We start from the raw sequence: 18,199 nt of genomic DNA, 5'->3' as shown, positions 1-18,199 counted from the left end.
GAGATTGGATCAAGCCGGGGAGAAGGCGCCGACGTTCTCGCGGACCCACTGCTCGAAGCCGCGGGCACGCGTGCCGAGCAGGGATTCCGTGGTCTCGGCGACAGGGGCGGGTCGTTCGGTGGCGGTGGCCCAGTAGTCGAGCAGGGAGCCGACGAAGGTGGGCGGCATGTGCCGGCTCATCTGCTGCTCGGCCGCGGCGCGGGTGATGGGAACCATGGGGATGTCGCGTCCGAGGACGTCGCAGACGATGGCGAGCTGTTCGCGGAAGGTGAGCAGCTCCGGGCCGGTCAGGGTGACGGTTCGGCCGCGCAGCTCGTCCGCGGTGAGAGCGGCGACGGCGATATCGGCGATGTCGGTGGGGTGGATGACCGCCATGGCGGCATCCGGGTAGGCGTGCTCGACGGGCATGCCGTTGCTGATGAGGTGGGCCCAGCCGAGGGCATTGGTGGCGAAGCTATCGGGGCGCAGCACGGTGGCGGTGAGATTCGAAGCGGCCAAGGCCCTTTCGACGGCAAGGTTGTGGGAGGCGAGGGGGTCGTCTTCGGCGTCGGGGGACAGGACAGCCGAGGACGACAGCAGCACGATGTGTTCGACACCGGCGCGCTGGGCGGTGGTGATGAAGGCGTCGATGCCGGCGGGTTCGGGATAGAGAAAGACCCCGGTGACGCCCTCCAGCGCGGGGCCGAAGGTTTCGGGGGTGTCGAGGCGCAGTTCGGCGACTTCGACTCCTGCGGGGACGGTGAGGGCGGCCGGGTCGGCGCTGGCGGCACGGACAGGCAGGTCGGCGGCATGCAGGGCGGTGATGATCGCCTGGCCGATCCGGCCGCGGGCGCCGGTGACAAGGAAGGTCATGAGTTCTCCGGTTCGAGGAATGATCTGTGCTTGTGCACAAATACATGTTGCTATGCACGCATTTGCTTGTCAACACACATCGAAACTTGAACATGGAGTTACCATGTGCACATGACTGCGAAGGATGGGCCGACCGCCGACGACCTGCTCAACGCGGTGGGCCCGGCGTTCGGAAAACTGCGGCGGACCTCGATGCTGGATGTGGCGAACCCCATCTCCGCCAAGGATTTGAACCGCACACTGGTGCTCAATCTGGTACTGGAGCACAGTCAGGGCAACGAGATCACCGTTGGCATGATCGCCGAGATGCTCGGCGTCGACCCGTCCGTGGCCAGCCGCATGGTCAGCGACAACATCAAAGCCGGCTATCTCATACGCGCCGCCTCACAGCAAGATGGCCGCCGCACGATCCTCGAACTCAGCGATGCCGGCCGAGACCTCATGGCCCGCTTCCGCAAGCACCAGCGCGACGCCTACGACTACATCACCGCCGACTGGTCGGAGCACGACCGTCTGGAACTGGCCCGCCTCCTGCTCCAGTACGTGGATTCACTTGCGGTGCTGAAGGACCGGGGGCCGGAGAAAAACGCCTAGAACCCCCGAGACGGCGGGGCACTCATGAGATTGCCTCTCGTCGGAGTCGGCGCGGGTGAGATCGCCCGCCGCGACGGCATCACGGACCATGCGGCTGGCTCCGGAGTGATCGAGGCCGAGTCGAGTGGCGACGGTGGTGAGGGTGGCCTCCTCGGCGGTCTCCAGCTCGGCCGCAACCGCTTCGACGACCTGGACATATTGGACCTGACGCAAGCCACCATCCGGTTCCGCCGGTCAGCGCTTGGTTGACCCAGCGGCGTGACCAGAAGCGGACCAACCGGAAGAGGGCGGGCCACGCCGGACACCAATAGAAGGCGGCGCCCCGAAGTCGTCTGACCCCGAGGCGCCGAAAGCTCTGCGGCTCGGTTACTCAGGCCCGTGTGCGAGCGAACCTTCCAGCGTGCACGCGTGTGGTGAAGGCGTCCCACTCGCCAGGGTCGAAGACGAGCGTGGGGCCGTCGGGATCCTTGGAATCTCGCAGGCCGACCTGGCCGCTCGAGAGAAAAGCAACCTCGACACAATCGGCTTGGGTTGCACTATGGCTGCTCTTGAACCATTCGGCCCCGCCCTCGACATCTCCGACTACCACGCCAAACCGCCTTGACTCGACCCAATGAACAGCAGAATGTGACGACTATCGCCGATGCAGGTCATCAGCGATGAAGCCAGCGGTGAACACATCCCATGCGCGAGGCTGAAACACAAGCGCTGGGCCGGTCGGGTTCTTCGAGTCCCGCACGCCGACTTGGCCACCGTCCAAGAACGCGGCTTCGACGCAATCCGAATGAGTCGCGCTGTAGCTGCTCTTGAACCAGTCGGCCTTGGATAGATCGGCAGTCATGCTGAGAACTCCTTCGCTATCTGGCGGAGCAGACTCCTGCTGGCCGCTTCATCAAACGCCGCCCGTCGGAGACTGTCATGCACTCGATCGTACCGCTGCACATCGTCTGGTTTTTCCAAATACATGCAGCCCGTGAAGGTTTCGAGATAGGCGACCGGAGGTGACACTGACACCCCTTGAAGGTTCTCTTCGAACTCCAGAATCGCGAACTGCCCTACAGGATCACCGACTGGCGCTCCAGCCGAGAACGGCAGGATTCGGATTGTCACATTGGGCAATTTCCCGACCTCAGCCAGGTGATGCAGTTGTGGCCGGACTGGCGCAAGCCGAGTCGATCGATCAATGCCGCGCCCGCCTGGTCCGCGACATCGACCGCTGGGTCACCGCCCAGCTCCGACCATCTCTCGGGGCGGCCCGCGTCCACACCGAGACGGTCGGCTCGGTGGTAGACCGCCTCGCCGAGTACACCGCACTCGCCTACGCGGCGTTGGCAAGCAGCTCGAATTGGGTCCTCGGCGACGCATGGGAACGTCTGGCGGAACTGGCGGTCGGCTACGAAGACTTGAAGGACGAAGTGGGGACGGGACAACGGCGCCTGCCGGGCGGGCCGTAGCGCGGTACGGCTCCCGGCGGGTCGGCGGAGACAGGATACAAACCACCGAACTCACGTGGAGTCGTATCGGGGAGCTCGCCTGTCGCGCAGGTTGGAGCTGATGCCGCCTGCTGCGATGCCCGCGCCGAAGAAGGCCGGTTTCCTGGCCGAGACGTAGACAGCACTGAGGGCGTGAGGCGCTCACCCTCGCACCCGATCGTGGCTGGTGAGGTGTATTGCACAACTTCACAATTGCGATGGCGTGAATCAGCACCGACCTGGTTGCACCCAAGAGGACCGGCCAGTAGCGTCGATCCCAGCTTGCAGGGGGCGGATAAGCCGGTCCGGCCCCCGTCGATGCGTTACGGCACCGGCGGTGAGGAACCGATGACGAGCTGGGGGAAGTTTCTGCGTGGTGCCGCACTCGCGATGGGTGCGGTGGTGGTGCTGGCCGGATGTGAGGACAGCACCGGGGACACTCCGAAATCGACTACTCCCGCCTCGGTGACAACCTCCGCCGCTACGAAATCAGCAGACCCCGACGCTTCTCTGTGGGACCCATGCAGCCTTCCGGAGTCAACCATCTCTGGGACCGGTTTGGATGCCGCGACCAAGACGAAGGATGTCGCAGGAGTCGAATTCACCGGCTGGAAGGTCTGTAGCTGGCGGGCCACAGCGCGTTGGTACAGCCTCGGCGTCCTTTCCGGAGCGCCGACCATGGACGACATCCGGAAACGCTCCGATTTCGAGGCGTTCTCACCACTTGCGGTGGGCACGCGCCAGGCCGTCCAATTCCTGGACGCCGGAGACGCTCAACGACTCAATTGCACTGTTGCGGTAGAAGTCCCGCGCGGCACTGTGATGTTCTACGTAACTACTCGATACTCCGTCGGCAAGCAAGGGGATCCGTGCGTCCAAGCGCGCAGCCACGCGCAGGATCTGGCCAGTTACTTGCCGGGTAGTTGAGGAGGGGATGTGTATCTCGGCGTAGATCCGGTCGAGTGGCGGGGACTTCTGGACTCAGCCAATGCCGGCGAACTCACTTTGCATCCGGAAGTCGGCAAGGGTCTGGACAAGGCCTGCGACGACTATCTCGACAAGCTCGATGGGATTTTGGAGTCGTCCGCCTACATCCAGCGGATATCGGGATTCGGTACGTTTCCGTCAGGTCAGGCACTGGAAGACAAGTTCAAGCTGAAGGCATCCGGAACAGCTGCGTCATTGGACGCCGTCCTCATGCAGCACATCGACGCGGTGAAGATCGCGAAAGAGGTTGTGGCCAAGGCTATTGCGAACTTCGTGGAGCTGGATCAGTCCAGGGCCGACCAGTTCACCGGTCTGGATGCCCAGCCATGACCTACGACGAGTACCGGAACCGGATCATCGCCGCGCAGGAGCAGTGGAATCGGGAGCGCGACACGATCTACGACTTCACCAGTCGGTTGGGCACGTCGTTTCAAGGGGAATACGAGCCGCCGCGGATTCCCGGACCGGACAACTACGACAGTATGACGTTGGCGCAGATGGTCGATGCCGTGAACGCGATGCGGCCGGGGACGGTGCGGGAGGCGTCCGAGGCTTGGCTGAACATCGGGATGAACCTGACCGGTGCGATTCAGGCGTTCAACGAGCAGTTCGGCCGCACCGTGACCGGTGACGGCACGAATCCGGGGTGGACGGGGCAATCCGGCAAGGCGGCGGCCGACGCGGTCACGAACTACCGCAATCAGTCGGAGAACCTGGCCGATGCCGCTTGTCTGGTGAGTTTCAAACTGTCGGAGATGCATACCGGTCTCGAGCAGACGCAGGCGTTGATGCCGCAGGCCACCGAACGCCCGGACCTGACGGGTAAGACGTTGCCGCAGGACGGCGTCATGAAGGCGGGTGATTACACCGAGGAGGAGGCCACGCAGGAAGCGCGGCGGATCCTTCGCACGGTGTACGGGCAGGTCGCCACTCAAACCGACCACGGCGTACCTGTCCTGCCCACCGCTCCGCAGATCGTGGCGGATAGCGGGCAGCCAGTCCCGTCGTCACCTGGTACATCGAATTCTGCTGCACCACAAGCGACTTCCAGTTCGGCCGATCCTGCGGGCGCGGAGCCGGAATCCACCGAACCGTCCGGCGGTGACCCGCAGGAATCGCCCCTGGCCGACCCCGCAGCCACCACGCCCCAGTCGGTCACTCCGGCGGGGGTGGACCAGCCGGCCAGCGTGCAACCGACCACCTCGACCACCCCGTCCACGACGCCGAGCAGCACCACCACACCGAGCCCGAACATCACTACCGCCACACCGGGTCGACCCGGTACCACGAGCCCGAGCGCGCCCCGGCGATCCGGCAGCCCGAGCAGTCCCGGTACGCCGAATTCCACCGCCACTCCGGCACCGGGCCGCAACGTTCCCGCCGGTCCACAGCAGCCGAACGCCCTTCCAGCGGCCACGGCAACCGGCAGCCAAGCGGCTCGATCCGGCGCGGCAGGCACGACCGGCATGGCCCCCGGAATGGGGGCTCGCGGCAAGGACGACGAGCGGGAGACCTCCGGCGTCAAGGACTACCTGATCAGCCAGCACAACGGTGCGGAACTCACCGGTCTGGACTCTTTGCCGAAGTCCGTCCCTCCGGTCATCGGAGAAAACCCGAATGGCTGACTGGCGCTTCACCGGGCAGGAGTTCGAAATCCTCTGGGCAGCCTACGGTCGCGACCGCCTGCCCTACCCGCTGCAATACCGGCCGGAGGAGATGGATTTCGCCGACCTGAAGCGTCAGCGCGAGGCAGCCGTGGACGCGCTACTCGGGCGATACGCCGTCGAACTGGAACGGGCGCTCGACGTATTGCTGGAACCGGAGGCGCGCGTCGAGTCCAAAGGGATGGGCGGCCCGGACATGTCGATCGTCTTCCGTTTCCACGGGGCCGTACGCGGACAGATCGGCGCCACCCTGGTCCAGCTTCCCGGTACCGCGCCGGACACCGGCGGTGACGTGATCGTGAGTTTCTGCGCCGCGCAACGAGTGGCCGCCAAAGCGGTCGCCGCGCTGCCCAAGATGCCTGCGGGCACCCATCCGCCGATCGAAGCGCGGCGGGAAGAAGTGAGCGCCGACCGGGAACGGCCGGTGCGCAAGCCGTATGAGGTCGGCGTCGTCGCGCAACTGGACCGAATCTTCAAACGCGAACGCCTCGGCCTCGGTGAGATCACGGTGCTCGCCGGTCCGGCCGTCGACGCGCGCCCGAGCTTCGGACGCGGCTTCTGGTGGATGGATTACGCGGACGGCCGCTACTACGTCAAGACCGGCGACCCCATCGTCGCCAAACCGCTGGAGCCGTCCGCGATGGTGGCCGAGATCAACCGGCTCACCGCGCTGACCCAGCGTTACTACCGCGAAGATCGCGAACACGACGAATACCTGCGGTCGCAGCGATAGCGGACGAATCCGGGCCTCCCGGGCTACGTCACAGCGGGATGTCGGCCTCGTCACGAGGGCATTCGGGCGCGGCGAGCCCGGATACGCGGCTCGTTCCCGGTGCTAATTTCGCGCTGCTCCACCGACGAAACCGATCACCAGGGAGGTTTGGTAGTGGGAAAGACAACCGTTCGGGTCATCGTGACGGCAGCGGCGGTCGCCGCGGGCACGTTGACGATGGGTCTCGTCGCGCAGCCCGCGACGAGCGAGACGATCGGCGGCGATTCGGTCGCCTACCTGGCGCAGGATGAAGAGCAGGGTCAACCCTCCGACGCGAGTGGCGCCGAAGAAGGCGAAGGCAAGGGGAAGGGCAAAGGAAAGGGCAAGTCCGAGGGGAAGGGCAAGGGGAAAGGCAAGGGTAAGGGCAGCGAGGGCAAGCCGACCGCCCTCGGCGAGCACGAGCCGCAGTCGCCCGCAGAACCCGACGCGCGCACCGACGAACAGACCGACTCGTCAACGGCACCCACCGCCCGCGACGCCGAGACAGACTCGTCCACAAAACCCGACGCCCGCAACGACGGACAAACCGACTCGTCAGCAGGACCCACCGCCCGCGACGCCGTGACGGACTCGTCCACAAAACCCGACGCCCGCAACGACGGACAAACCGACTCGTCAGCAGGACCCACCGCCCGCGACGCCGTGACGGACTCGTCCGCGAAACCGGACGCTCGCAGGGACGGAGACAGCGAATCCGCCAACGGTTCTACGAGCAGCGCGTCGTGAACGACGTTTCGTCAGAAGGACAGTCGGATCACGACGTGCCATCCGACTGAGGCGCCCACGATGCGCAGGCCGAGCGGCACGTCGTGCGACGCGAATTCGCCGACGTGCCGCTCGGTGCCGGTCAGCGGGGCAGGCGCTCGATGATCGTCGCGTTGGCGGTGCCGCCGCCCTCGCAGATGGTGAGCAGCCCGTAGCGGCCCTCGATCCGTTCGAGTTCGTTGAGCAGCGTGGCGAACAGTTTCGCACCGGTCGCACCGAGCGGGTGGCCCAGCGCGATGGCGCCGCCGTTGACGTTCACCTTCTCGGGGTCCGCCCCGGTCTCTTTCAGCCAGGACAGCACCACCGGCGCGAACGCCTCGTTGATCTCGATCACGTCGATGTCGTCGATGGTGAGGCCGGTCTTCTCCAGCGCCCACTTGGTCGCCGGAATCGGTGCGGTGAGCATGAAGATCGGGTCCGCGCCGCGCGCGCTCACATGGTGGATGCGCGCTCGCGGGGTCAAGCCGTACTCCTGCACCGCCCACTCCGAAGCGAGCAGGGTGGCGCTGGCGCCGTCGGAGATCTGGCTGGCCACCGCGGCGGTGAGCGGGCTGCCCTCGGCCAGGGGCGGCAGCGAAGCCATCTTCTCCAGGCTGGTCTCGCGCGGACCCTGGTCGATCCAGAAATCGCCGACCGGCACGATCTCGTTGTCGAAGCGGCCGTTCTTGATCGCGTCGCGGGCCCGCTCGTGGCTGCGCAGCGCCCAGCGCTCCATCTCTTCCCTGCTGATGCCCCACTTCTCGGCGATCAGCTGGGCGGCGCGGAACTGGGTCACCTCACCGGTGCCGTAGCGGTGGTCCCAGCCCTGCGCGCCGACGAACGGGGTGTCGAAACCGTACTCCCTGCCCGCCAGCATGGCCGCGGAGATCGGGATCGCGCTCATGTTCTGCACGCCGCCCGCGACGATCACCTCGGCGGTACCGCTCATGATGGCCTGCGCGCCGAAATTGATGGCCTGCTGGCTGGATCCGCACTGCCGGTCCACGGTGACGCCGGGAACCTCTTCGGGATATCCGGCGGCCAACCACATGGTTCGGCCGATGTTGCCCGCCTGCGGGCCGACATTGTCGACGCAACCGACGATGACGTCGTCCACGACGCCCGGGTCGATCGGGGTGCGGTCCAGCAGGCCGCGCAGCGCGGCCGCACCCAGATCGGCCGGATGCACGCTCGCCAACGCGCCGCCGCGCTTGCCGACGGGGGTGCGTACCGCATCGATCACGTAGGCGTCCCGCAGCGGGGCATACGGACGACGGGACGCGGAAGGTGCTGACATGTAAGGACTCCTACGTGGTGCGCTCGGGGACGGTGAGTCCGTCGAGCACGATGGTCAGGTACTGCTTTGCGAGGTTCTCGACGGTGATCGGCCCACCCGGCCGGTACCACCGCACCGCGACCCAGACCGTGTCACGCAGGAAGCGGTAGGCCAGTTCGACGTCGAGTTCCGGCCGGAAGGCGCCGTCCCGCACGCCGTTGGTGAGCACGCGGTGCCACAGCTCGCGAAATTCGCGGTTGTAGTCGGCGATGTAGGTGAACCGCTCCGATTCGCGCAGTCGCTTCGCCTCGGTCTGGTAGATCGCCACCGCGGCGTGCCAGCGGTCGAACGACTCGTAGGAGGCGAGCACCAAGGCTTCCAAGGTGTCTCGCGCGCTCAGGCCGGAGGCGACGATCTCGCGATAGCGGCCGAACAGCTCGTCGAGGAAGCCGCGCAGGATCTCATCCACCATCGACTCCTTGGAATCGAAGTGGTGATAGAGACTCCCCGAGAGGATTCCGGCCGCGTCGGCGATGTCGCGCACCGTGGTGGCGCGCAATCCCCGCTCGGCGAACAATTCGGCCGCCAAGGCGAGCAACTCACTGCGCCGAGCTGATTTAGAGGCGTCTGTTGCGGGCACACGGCCATCATACAACCAAGCATTTGCTTGGTCGAGAGGTACTGCTCAGCGCTCCGAGTAGCGCAGCGGCGAGGAGACCGACAGATCGGCCAGCAGGCGATCGCAGATGATCACGGGCGAGACGCCCGCCCGCGCCATTCGCGCGACGAGTGCGAGACGGCGTTCGCAACTGTCCCATTCCACGGTGAGCTGACCGCGATCCGGACCGGCGTCCACCGTGGCCATCACCCGTGGCGGGCCGCCGCGCACGGGTTCCTCGCTCAGCTTGAGCACCATGCCGCGCTGCCAGGCGTGGTAGGCGTCCATATCGGCCTCGACCACCAGCTTGTCGGTGGCCGCGCACAGGCCCTGCGCGATCTCGTCGGCGAAAGTCACCTGGTCGAAGCGGAACTTCCGGCATTTCGCGACCACCGCGAGCAGATCCGAGCGCACCTCGCACAGCAGGGCGGTCTGGCGCTGCCTGCGCCGCTCCTGCTCGCTCTCCGTCCCGTCGGCGCGGAGGCCGATGCGCCGGGCACGCTCGCGATCGCGCGCCAGATCGGCGCGCAGCGCGCGGCGCGGGTCGCGGGCGACCTCCCCCTCGTCGACGGCGTGCTGCGCGAGAATGCGCATGGCGGCCGTGGCGACGGCCCTCGCGGAAGTGTGCTCGATGAGTTCGGCGCCGAGGGTGAGCGCCGAGAGGACGAGGCTGTCGAGCCGTCGCCTGGCCAGCACGACTTCGCGCACCACATCGAGTTCCAGTTGTTCGCGGGCAGGTGGGCGATCCAGGCCCATAGCCATCGCCCCCTTGTCGAGCGCGGATCCGATCTCATCCAGCATGGCACACCCCGACCCCTCGCGGCTTGCCCTTTTCTACCTGATCAGCCGCCCATTTCGGGTGGCGTGCGCGATGCGAGAAGGCGATCGCAATACGGCGCGCGGAGACTCGCCCGGGGCGGCGGGCAACCGGCTGCTCGGTGGTCGCCGGGCGGGCTCGCCCGCCCGGCGCGGCGCGGACGAGCCCGGGAATCGCTGCGGCTCAGGCGCGTTGACTGCTGATCGAGACCACCTCGCCGGTCAGGTAGGTGGTGTAGTCGCTGGCAAGCATGGCGATCGTCGCGGCGACCTCCCACGGCTCGGCCGCGCGGCCGAACGCCTCCCGCTCCGACAGGTGGTCGAGCAGCTTGGTGGAGCTGACCTTGTCCAGGAAAGCGTGCCTGGCGATGCTCGGGGCCACCGCGTTGATCCGCACGCCGAGCTCGGCGGCCTCGACCGCGCTGCATCGGGTCAACGCCATGACGCCCGCCTTCGCCGCGGCGTAATGCGCCTGACCGTGCTGCGCGCGCCAGCCCAGCACGCTGGCGTTGTTCACGATGACGCCGCCGTGGCCCGCGTCTCGGAAGTAGCCGAGCGCGGCGCGGGTGCAGCGGAAGGTGCCGTTGAGGGTGATGTCGAGGACTCGGTCCCACTGCTCGTCGGTCATGTCGACCACGGGCGTCTCCCCGCCGAGCCCGGCGTTGTTGACCATGACGTCGATCCGGCCGAGTGCTTCGGCGGCACCGCGGACCAGCGCGTTCACCTGTTCGGTGCGCTGCACGTCGCACGGGATCGAGGCGACCCGCCGGTCCGGGAACTCGCCGGCCAGCTCGGCCGCGGTCTCTGTCAGACGCCGCTCGTGCCAGTCGGAGACCACCACGTCCGCGCCCTCGGCCAGCAGTCTGCGCGCGGTGGCCGAGCCGATGCCGGTGCCCGCGGCCGCGGTGATCACGGCGGCGCGCCCGGTCAGCAGGCCGTGCCCGGCGACGGGCGCGGGGGCGACCGACAGCGGGCCGGTCACGCGCGCGCCTCGCGGGGCAGGCCGAGCACGCGCTCGGCGATGATGTTGCGCTGCACTTCGTTCGAACCTCCGTAGATGGTGTCGGCGCGGGTGAACAGATACAGCCGCTGCCATTCGTTGAGATCGTCCTCGCCCGCCACCAGGCCGCGGGCGCCGAGCACGGCCATCGCCAGCTCGCCGAGGCCGCGATGCCAATTGGCCCAGAGCAGTTTCGCCACCGAGGCCTGGCCCGCGCCGTCGTCCACGCCCGCGCCTTCCATCGTGCGCATGGCGTGCGCGCGCAGCACTCGCAGCCCGACCCAGGCCCGATCGATCCGGTCGGCGATCAGCGGGTCGTCGGCCGCGCCGGTGCGGCGGGCCAATGCCTCGATGTCGGCCAGCTCCCGGGCGAACCGGATCTGCTGGCCCAAAGTGGAGATGCCGCGCTCGAAGGTGAGCGTGCCCATGGCGATGCGCCACCCGTCACCCGGCTCGCCGACCACCAGGTCGGCCGCGGTGCGGGCGTTGTCGAAGAAGACTTCGTTGAATTCCGACGTGCCGGTCAGCTGGATGATCGGGCGCACGTCGATGCCCGGCTGCTTCATCGGAACCAGCAGGTAGGACAGGCCCTTGTGCCTGGCGGACCCGCGCTCGGTGCGGGCGACGACGAAGCACCAGTCCGCGACGTGCGCGAGCGAGGTCCAGATCTTCTGCCCGTTGATCGACCACTCGTCGCCGTCCAGGTGCGCGGCGGTGGTGATCGCGGCCAGGTCGGAGCCCGCGCCCGGTTCCGAATAGCCCTGGCACCACAGCTCGCTGACATCGCGGATGCCCGGCAGGAACCGGTCCTTCTGCGCCTGGGTACCGAACGCGAGCAGGGTCGGGCCGAGCAGTTCCTCGCCGACGTGTGACACCCGCGCGGGCGCGTTCGCCTTGGCGTACTCCTCGTGGAAGATCACCTGCTGGCGCACCGTGGCCTCGCGGCCGCCGTACTGCTTCGGCCAGCCCAGGCAGGTCCACCCGGCCGCGGCCAGGTGCCGGTCCCAGGCGAGGCGTTCGTCGAACGCCTCGTGTTCGCGGCCGGGACCGCCGAGGCCGCGCAGCTCGCGGAAGTCTCCGTTGAGATTCTCCTCCAGCCACTCGCGCACTTCGGCGGCGAATCGCTCGTCCTGCGCAGCGGAAAACCGCCCGTCCGGAGCGGCGGTGTCGGATTCTGAGGTCTGGATCGCACCCACGCCGGTAGGATAACCTACCAAGCACTTGCTTTGTAGAGCACTCGCATAAGTGACTCGCGGACGGTGAGGACAACCGTGACAACCCCTGCACAGACGACACCGATGGCACTGCACCACGCCGCTCGGACCTTCGGCGACGCCCCGGCGATCGCCGACGGCGAGGTCCGGCTGGACTGGACCCAATTGCTGGAGGCGGTCCAGGAAGTGGGGCGGGCGCTGATCGCGCGTGGCGTGCGGGTGGGCGACCGCGTGGCCATGTGGGCGCCCAATACGCACCACTGGGTGGTCGCCGCGCTGGCCGCGCACTACGCCGGAGCGGCACTGGTACCGCTGAACACCCGCTATGTGGCCGACGAGGCCGCCGACGTGCTCGGACGAGTGGACGCGAAGGCGCTGTTCATCGCGGGGCCGTTCCTCGGCCGCGACCGGCTCGCCGAATTGCGCACGACCGCGCCTGAGCTGGCCATCGATACCGTGGTGGTGATCCCGGTCGAGCCGGGCACCGAGAACACCGACATCGCCGCGCTGGACTGGTCGGAACTCGCGACCGTCGCCGCGCCGGTGCCGGTGGCCGAAGCCGAGCAGCGCGCCGAGTCGGTGCGCCCCGACGACATCTCCGACATCCTGTTCACCTCGGGCACCACCGGCCGCAGCAAGGGCACCCTAGTCGCCCACCGGCAGGCGCTGTCGGTGGTGCGGGCCTGGGCCGAGTGCGCCACCTTGCGCGGCGACGACCGGTATCTGGTGGTGAACCCGTTCTTCCACAACTTCGGATACAAGGCGGGCATTCTCGCCTGCCTGGTCACCGGGGCCACGATCATTCCGCAGGCCACCTTCGACGTGCCGGAGACGATGCGGCTGATCGGCGCGGAGCGGGTTACCGTGCTGCCCGGCCCGCCGACGATCTATCAGACGATCCTGGATTTCCCGCGCCGCGCCGAATTCGACCTGAGTTCGCTGCGGGTGGCCGTCACCGGCGCGGCGACGGTGCCGGTGGTGCTGATCGAGCGGATGCGCTCGGAGCTGGCCTTCGACGTCGTCATCACCGCATACGGCCTGTCCGAGAGCGCAGGCTTCGGCACCATGTGCCGGATCGATGACGACGCCGAGACCATCGCGAACACCTGCGGCAGGCCGATCGCGGATTTCGAGCTGCGCCTCGGCGAGGCGGGCGAGGTCCTGCTGCGCGGGCCGAACGTGATGCTCGGTTACCTGGACGACCCGGACAGCACCGCGCAGACGATCGACGCCGACGGCTGGCTGCACACCGGCGACATCGGCACGATCGACGAGCGCGGGTACCTGAAGATCACCGACCGGCTCAAGGACATGTACATCTCCGGTGGCTTCAACGTCTATCCCGCCGAGGTCGAACAGGCGCTGGCCCGGCTGGACGGCGTGGCCGAGTCGGCGGTGGTTGGCGTGCCCGACACCAGGATGGGCGAGGTGGGCAAGGCGTACGTGGTGCGCAAACCCGGCTCGGCGCTCACCGAGGAGCAGGTGCGCGCCCACGCGGCGACCGTGCTGGCCAACTTCAAGGTGCCGCGAGTCGTCGAATTCCGCGACCAGCTGCCCTACAGCGCCGCCGGGAAAGTGCTCAAGCGTCAACTACGTGAGGAGAAGTCGTAATGTCGGAACCGGCAACCCCGAACGAGGGTCCGGCGATCCCGGACGAAGGTGAAGTCGTCACCTATGAGCGGCGCGGTCGTGTCGCGATCGTCACGCTGAACCGGCCGGACTACCGCAACGCGCAGAACTCGGTGATGACCTACGCCATCGACGCCGCCTTCGAGCGCGCCGTGGAGGACCCCGAGGTCGGCGTGATCGTGCTGGCGGGCAACGGTAAACACTTCAGCGCCGGGCACGACATCGGCACGCCGGGCCGCGATCACCATGTGCGGTACCAGAACAAAGCGGCGCTGTGGTGGGACCACGTGGACCGCGCCGGCGGCGATCAGCGCTTCGCCCGGGAGCTCGAGGTCTACCTCGGCATGTGCAGGCGCTGGCGGGAGATCCCGAAGCCGACCATCGCCATGGTGCAGGGCGCCTGCATCGCGGGCGGGCTCATGCTGGCCTGGGTGTGCGATCTGATCATCGCCTCCGACGACGCGTTCTTCTCCGATCCCGTGGTGCGCATGGGCATTCCGGGCGTCGAATACTTCGCGCACCCGTGGGTGATGGGCCCGCGCGCGGCCAAGGAATTCCTGTTCACCGGCGACCGGTTCGGCGCCGCGCAGGCCAAGGAATGGGGCATGGTCAACCGGGTCGTGCCCCGCGCCGAGCTGGAGACCGAGACGCTGGCGCTGGCCGAGAAGATCGCCATGATGCCGCAGTTCGGTCTCGCGCTGACGAAGAAGGCGGTCAACCAGGCCGAGGATCTGATGGGCATGCGGTCGGGCATGGACTCGGTCTTCGGGCTGCACCACTTCGCGCACGCGCACAACGCCGAAGTCGGCGCCGACTCCCTCGGCGGCATGAACGCCAAGTCGATGAAGGCGTCGGCGGGTACCGCAGAACAGAACGGAACGACGTAGTGGATCTGGATCTCGACCAGGCGACCCAGGAATTCCAGCGGGAGGTCCGCGAATTCCTCGCCGCGAACAAACCCGCGAAACCGCTGGCCTCGATGGACACGAAGGCCGGATTCGAGGCGCACCGCGCCTGGGAGCGCACCCTCGCCGACGCCCGGCTCTCGGTGGTCGCCTGGCCGGAGGAGTTCGGCGGGCGCGACGCCTCGCTGCTGGAATGGGTGCTGTTCGAGCAGGAGTACTACGCGGCGGGCGCGCCGGGGCGGGTCAGCCAGAACGGCATATTCCTGCTGGCCCCGACGCTGTTCGAACACGGCACGCCCGAACAGCTGGAGCGGATCATGCCGCGGATGGCGCGCGGCGACGACATCTGGGCGCAGGCATGGTCGGAGCCGGAGGCGGGCAGCGACCTGGCCGGTATCCGCTCGACGGCCCGGCGCACCAGCGGCGGCTGGCTGCTGAGCGGCCAGAAGACCTGGAGTTCGCGTGCCTCCTTCGCGGACTGGGCGTTCGGGCTGTTCCGCAGCGATCCCGAGGCCGAGCGGCACAAGGGACTCACCTACGTGATGTTCCCGCTGACCGCCGACGGCGTGTCGGTGCGCCCGATCCCGCAGCTGGACGGCGAACCCGGCTTCGCGGAGATCTTCCTCGACGACGTGTTCGTGCCCGACCGCGACGTGATCGGCGCACCCGGCGAGGGCTGGCGGGTGGCGATGAGCACCTCCAGCAACGAACGCGGCCTCTCGCTGCGCAGCCCCGGCCGGTTCAGCGCCACCACCCAGCGGCTGATCGATCTTTGGCGCGAGGCGGGCGACGAGGACAACACCGCACAACGCGACGCCGTGGTGGACGCGTGGATCGGCAGCGAGGCCTACCGGCTGCACACCTTCGGCACGGTCACCCGCCTGGACGAGGGCGGCAAGCTGGGCGCGGAATCCTCGATCACGAAGGTCTTCTGGTCCGAGCTGGACATCGCCATGCACGAGACCGCGCTCGACGTGCTCGGCGCGGCCGCGGAACGTTCCGGGCCGTGGACCGACGGATACCTGTTCGCGCTGTCCGGCCCGATCTACGCGGGCACCAACGAGATCCAGCGCAACATCATCGCCGAGCGGCTGCTCGGACTACCGAGAGGAAGCAGCCGATGAGATTCGCGCTCAGCCCCGAACAACTCGATTTCGGCGCCAGCCTGCGCAAACTGCTGGAGGCGGGCCGCGTGCCCTCCGCCGTGCGCGCGTGGGCATCGGGCGACAGCGGGCCGGGTCGCGCGCTGATCCGGCAGCTGGCCGATGCCGGTGTGCTCGGGCTGGCCGTCGCGGAGCAGCACGGCGGCATCGGCGCCGAGCCGATCGATCTGGTCGTGGCGTTCCAGGAACTCGGGCGCGCAGCCGTGCCCGGACCGCTGGTGGAGACCGCCGCGGCGATTCCGGCCCTGCTGCAAGCGCTTCCGGACCAGGATCTGGCGGCACGGTGGTTGCCCGGCTTCGCCGAGGGCGCGGCGCTCGGCACCGTCGCCTTCGCGCCGCCCGGCCCCGGCGTCGCCCTGGACGCCGACACCGCCGAGGTGGTCCTGCTGGCCGGCGAGAATCAGCTGTCCACCGGGAACCGCACCGGCCTGGTGCGATCGGTCGATCCCGCCCGCCGCTTGTTCACGGTCGCCGCGGCCGAGACCGTCGCCGAGGGCGATCGGGTCCGCGCGGCCGCCGCCGCCGGCTTCGACACCGGCGCGCTGGCCTGCGCGGCTCAGCTGCTCGGCGCGGGAAAGGCACTGCTGCACGCGTCGACCGAATACGCCAAGCAACGCAAGCAGTTCGGCAAGCCGATCGGCGAATTCCAGGCCGTGAAGCAGAAGCTGGCGGACGTGCTGATCGCGCTGGACTTGGCCGAGCCGCTGCTCCACCGTGCCGCGCTGACCATGGCAGGCCCCACCCGGAGCCGGGACGTGTCGGCCGCCGTGATCGCCTGCGGCGACGCCGCCTACCGCGCGGCTCGCGCCGCCCTCCAGGTGCACGGCGCGATCGGTTACACCGCCGAGTACGACCTCTCCCTGTGGCTGACCAAGGTGACCGCACTGCGTTCGGCCTGGGGCACACCGGATCTGCACCGTGCCCGGATCGCACGGGCGCTGCGGGAGGACACCGACTCCGATCGCGCCGCGCGAGGCATCGCATGAGCGGTCAGGCCCGGAGGAGGCAGCGCAGCGTCACCACGCAGGGCCCCGCTCATGCGACCAACAACCACAGCATGAGCGGTCAGTGCCCGGAGGCGGCAGCGAAGCGTGACCACGCAGGGCTCCCGCTCATGCGCGAAAGGACACCGATGAGCGGTCAGGCCCGGAGGCGGCAGCGAAGCGTCACCACGCAAGGCTCCCCCTCATGCGCGAAAGGACACCGATGAGCACCGCCGAACACCAGGAATTCCTCGCCTCGGTGCGGGCGCTGCTGACCAAGCACGCCGGGTCGGCGGCGGTGCGCGCCGCGATGGACACCGAACTCGGCTACGACCCGGCCCTGTGGCGGCTGCTGTGCGAGCAGATCGGCGTCGCCGCGCTGGCGATCCCCGAGGAGTTCGGCGGCTTCGGCGCGGGTTTGGTCGAATCCTCGCTGGTGGTGGGCGAATTGGGCCGCACGCTCGCGGGGGTGCCGATGCTCGGCTCGGCCGTGCTGGGCGCGCAGGCCGTGCTGCTGTCGGGCGACGCCGAAGCCTGCGCGCGGCTGCTGCCCGAGGCGGCGGAGGGCACGCGCACCATCGCGGTCTGCTGGGCGGACGAGCGCGGCTGGGACGAACCGGGCGTGCGGGAGACGGACGGCGCCCTCACCGGGACCGCGCACTACGTGCTCGACGGGATGTCGGCGGATACCCTCGTCGTCGTCACCCGGACCGGCCTGTTCGAGGTCGAGCCCGCCGCGCCGGGTGTCACCCGGCGATCCGCGCCCACCATGGACCCCACCCGCAAGCTGGCCGAAGTCGATTTCGCCGACGTGCACGCCCGACGGCTCGGCTCGGGCGACCAGGCGGCGGCCGTCGCCCGGCTGCGCCGCATCGCGTGGGCGGCGCTGGCCGCCGAGCAGGTCGGGGCCGCCGACCGCTGCCTCGAGATGACGGTGGAATACGCCAAGTCCCGGGTGCAGTTCGGCCGGGTGATCGGCAGCTTCCAGGCGCTCAAGCACCGGATGGCGGACATGTACGTGCTGCTGGAATCGGCCCGGTCCGCGTCCATCGCGGCGACCGCGGCGGTGGCGGCGGACAGCCCGTCGGCCGCCGAAGACGTCTGGGCCGCCCGCGTGCACTGCTCGGAGGCGCTCACCGCGATCGCGGCCGAGACCGTTCAGCTGCACGGCGGCATCGCGATCACCTGGGAACACGACGCGCATCTGTTCTTCAAGCGCGCCCACGGGGACGCGCAACTGTTCGGCGCCGCGCACCGTCCGGTGGCGCAGCCCGCCTGAGCCGGGGCAGGGCGCGCCGGGTCGACGGCGCGCCCCGTCCCGAGTGGCTGTCGGCGGCTGAGCCGATGAACTAAGATGTGACACGCGCCACATGCGCATAGGCGGGGGTGCGTTTTCAGTGGCACCGCAGGTCGGGATCGGTGCCGTCACGAGTCGAATTGCCTGCTCGTCACCCAACAAGTCGTCGGGGC

Annotated in this window: 22 protein-coding genes; 13 read left to right on the top strand and 9 right to left on the bottom strand. The window is 68.4% G+C overall.

The window, feature by feature from the left end:
- Nucleotides 1-9 precede the first annotated feature (9 nt).
- Nucleotides 10-852 carry an NAD(P)H-binding protein gene (locus tag ABZ803_RS16785; RefSeq protein WP_357038388.1) on the bottom strand — a complete coding sequence of 281 codons (843 nt, stop codon included), beginning with the start codon at nucleotides 850-852 and terminating at the stop codon, nucleotides 10-12.
- 111 nt (nucleotides 853-963) lie between these two features.
- Here ABZ803_RS16785 and ABZ803_RS16780 point away from each other — a divergent pair, with 111 nt between their 5' ends.
- Together ABZ803_RS16780 and ABZ803_RS16775 are read left to right on the top strand one after the other, a co-directional pair.
- On the top strand, nucleotides 964-1,446 hold the full coding sequence (locus tag ABZ803_RS16780) for a MarR family winged helix-turn-helix transcriptional regulator (protein ID WP_357038385.1): 483 nt from the start codon (nucleotides 964-966) through the stop codon (nucleotides 1,444-1,446).
- A gap of 24 nt (nucleotides 1,447-1,470) precedes the next feature.
- Nucleotides 1,471-1,695 carry a hypothetical protein gene (locus ABZ803_RS16775; protein ID WP_357038382.1) on the top strand — a complete coding sequence of 75 codons (225 nt, stop codon included), beginning with the start codon at nucleotides 1,471-1,473 and terminating at the stop codon, nucleotides 1,693-1,695.
- Between the two features lie 121 nt (nucleotides 1,696-1,816).
- On the opposite strand, the gene ABZ803_RS16770 is transcribed toward ABZ803_RS16775, so the two are convergent.
- From ABZ803_RS16770 to ABZ803_RS16760, 3 genes are read right to left on the bottom strand one after another with little or no spacing between them, the layout of a single operon-like run.
- Nucleotides 1,817-2,035 (bottom strand): DUF397 domain-containing protein, encoded by a 219-nt coding sequence (locus tag ABZ803_RS16770; RefSeq protein ID WP_357038379.1) that lies wholly within the window; start codon nucleotides 2,033-2,035, stop codon nucleotides 1,817-1,819.
- A gap of 45 nt (nucleotides 2,036-2,080) precedes the next feature.
- Entirely contained in the window at nucleotides 2,081-2,287 is a 207-nt protein-coding gene (locus ABZ803_RS16765) for a DUF397 domain-containing protein (protein ID WP_357038375.1), read from the bottom strand.
- Nucleotides 2,284-2,556, bottom strand: coding sequence for a Scr1 family TA system antitoxin-like transcriptional regulator (locus ABZ803_RS16760; protein ID WP_357038372.1), 273 nt, complete (start codon nucleotides 2,554-2,556; stop codon nucleotides 2,284-2,286). The genes ABZ803_RS16765 and ABZ803_RS16760 overlap by 4 nt, the downstream gene beginning before the upstream one ends.
- 38 nt (nucleotides 2,557-2,594) lie before the next feature.
- Between ABZ803_RS16760 and ABZ803_RS16755 the strand changes: the two genes are divergently transcribed.
- The 6 genes from ABZ803_RS16755 to ABZ803_RS16730 all read left to right on the top strand — a co-directional run bounded on the left by ABZ803_RS16755 (nucleotide 2,595) and on the right by ABZ803_RS16730 (nucleotide 7,067).
- Nucleotides 2,595-2,900, top strand: coding sequence for a DUF4254 domain-containing protein (locus ABZ803_RS16755; protein ID WP_357038369.1), 306 nt, complete (start codon nucleotides 2,595-2,597; stop codon nucleotides 2,898-2,900).
- Between the two features lie 336 nt (nucleotides 2,901-3,236).
- Entirely contained in the window at nucleotides 3,237-3,845 is a 609-nt protein-coding gene (locus tag ABZ803_RS16750) for a DUF3558 domain-containing protein (RefSeq protein WP_357038366.1), read from the top strand.
- Between the two features lie 9 nt (nucleotides 3,846-3,854).
- Complete coding sequence (locus tag ABZ803_RS16745) at nucleotides 3,855-4,235, top strand: hypothetical protein (protein ID WP_357038363.1); 381 nt, start codon at nucleotides 3,855-3,857, stop codon at nucleotides 4,233-4,235.
- Nucleotides 4,232-5,530, top strand: a complete 1,299-nt coding sequence (locus ABZ803_RS16740; protein ID WP_357038360.1) for a hypothetical protein — start codon at nucleotides 4,232-4,234, stop codon at nucleotides 5,528-5,530. Before ABZ803_RS16745 ends, ABZ803_RS16740 begins: the two co-directional genes overlap by 4 nt.
- The gene (locus ABZ803_RS16735; RefSeq protein ID WP_357038357.1) at nucleotides 5,523-6,302 is read left to right on the top strand and encodes an ESX secretion-associated protein EspG; all 780 of its coding nucleotides are present in this window, start codon (nucleotides 5,523-5,525) and stop codon (nucleotides 6,300-6,302) included. Before ABZ803_RS16740 ends, ABZ803_RS16735 begins: the two co-directional genes overlap by 8 nt.
- 153 nt (nucleotides 6,303-6,455) lie before the next feature.
- On the top strand, nucleotides 6,456-7,067 hold the full coding sequence (locus tag ABZ803_RS16730) for a hypothetical protein (RefSeq protein ID WP_357038354.1): 612 nt from the start codon (nucleotides 6,456-6,458) through the stop codon (nucleotides 7,065-7,067).
- Nucleotides 7,068-7,188: 121 nt separating this feature from the next.
- On the opposite strand, the gene ABZ803_RS16725 is transcribed toward ABZ803_RS16730, so the two are convergent.
- The 5 genes from ABZ803_RS16725 to ABZ803_RS16705 all read right to left on the bottom strand — a co-directional run bounded on the left by ABZ803_RS16725 (nucleotide 7,189) and on the right by ABZ803_RS16705 (nucleotide 12,031).
- Nucleotides 7,189-8,343 carry an acetyl-CoA C-acetyltransferase gene (locus ABZ803_RS16725; RefSeq protein WP_357038976.1) on the bottom strand — a complete coding sequence of 385 codons (1,155 nt, stop codon included), beginning with the start codon at nucleotides 8,341-8,343 and terminating at the stop codon, nucleotides 7,189-7,191.
- Between the two features lie 49 nt (nucleotides 8,344-8,392).
- A complete protein-coding gene (locus ABZ803_RS16720; protein ID WP_357038351.1) occupies nucleotides 8,393-9,001 on the bottom strand; it encodes a TetR/AcrR family transcriptional regulator in 609 nt (202 codons plus the stop codon).
- Between the two features lie 45 nt (nucleotides 9,002-9,046).
- The gene (locus ABZ803_RS16715) at nucleotides 9,047-9,820 is read right to left on the bottom strand and encodes a hypothetical protein (RefSeq protein ID WP_357038348.1); all 774 of its coding nucleotides are present in this window, start codon (nucleotides 9,818-9,820) and stop codon (nucleotides 9,047-9,049) included.
- 199 nt (nucleotides 9,821-10,019) lie between these two features.
- On the bottom strand, nucleotides 10,020-10,817 hold the full coding sequence (locus tag ABZ803_RS16710; RefSeq protein ID WP_357038345.1) for an SDR family oxidoreductase: 798 nt from the start codon (nucleotides 10,815-10,817) through the stop codon (nucleotides 10,020-10,022).
- On the bottom strand, nucleotides 10,814-12,031 hold the full coding sequence (locus tag ABZ803_RS16705) for an acyl-CoA dehydrogenase family protein (protein WP_357038342.1): 1,218 nt from the start codon (nucleotides 12,029-12,031) through the stop codon (nucleotides 10,814-10,816). Before ABZ803_RS16705 ends, ABZ803_RS16710 begins: the two co-directional genes overlap by 4 nt.
- A 75-nt stretch (nucleotides 12,032-12,106) precedes the next feature.
- Here ABZ803_RS16705 and ABZ803_RS16700 point away from each other — a divergent pair, with 75 nt between their 5' ends.
- The 5 genes from ABZ803_RS16700 to ABZ803_RS16680 all read left to right on the top strand — a co-directional run bounded on the left by ABZ803_RS16700 (nucleotide 12,107) and on the right by ABZ803_RS16680 (nucleotide 18,008).
- Nucleotides 12,107-13,660: a FadD3 family acyl-CoA ligase gene (locus ABZ803_RS16700; protein WP_357038340.1), complete on the top strand. Its 1,554-nt coding sequence runs from the start codon at nucleotides 12,107-12,109 to the stop codon at nucleotides 13,658-13,660.
- On the top strand, nucleotides 13,660-14,565 hold the full coding sequence (locus ABZ803_RS16695; RefSeq protein WP_062968774.1) for an enoyl-CoA hydratase: 906 nt from the start codon (nucleotides 13,660-13,662) through the stop codon (nucleotides 14,563-14,565). Before ABZ803_RS16700 ends, ABZ803_RS16695 begins: the two co-directional genes overlap by 1 nt.
- A complete protein-coding gene (locus tag ABZ803_RS16690; protein WP_357038336.1) occupies nucleotides 14,565-15,707 on the top strand; it encodes an acyl-CoA dehydrogenase family protein in 1,143 nt (380 codons plus the stop codon). Before ABZ803_RS16695 ends, ABZ803_RS16690 begins: the two co-directional genes overlap by 1 nt.
- On the top strand, nucleotides 15,704-16,732 hold the full coding sequence (locus ABZ803_RS16685) for an acyl-CoA dehydrogenase family protein (protein ID WP_357038333.1): 1,029 nt from the start codon (nucleotides 15,704-15,706) through the stop codon (nucleotides 16,730-16,732). Before ABZ803_RS16690 ends, ABZ803_RS16685 begins: the two co-directional genes overlap by 4 nt.
- Before the next feature lie 220 nt (nucleotides 16,733-16,952).
- Nucleotides 16,953-18,008 carry an acyl-CoA dehydrogenase family protein gene (locus ABZ803_RS16680; protein WP_357038330.1) on the top strand — a complete coding sequence of 352 codons (1,056 nt, stop codon included), beginning with the start codon at nucleotides 16,953-16,955 and terminating at the stop codon, nucleotides 18,006-18,008.
- The last annotated feature ends 191 nt before the right edge of the window (nucleotides 18,009-18,199 follow it).

Source organism: Nocardia sp. NPDC047648 (genome assembly GCF_040642815.1).
In the GTDB taxonomy this organism is placed as follows: Bacteria; Actinomycetota; Actinomycetes; order Mycobacteriales; family Mycobacteriaceae; genus Nocardia; species Nocardia gamkensis.
Note: the sequence above shows the minus strand (reverse complement) of the source record. Positions and strands in the feature narration are given on the sequence as shown.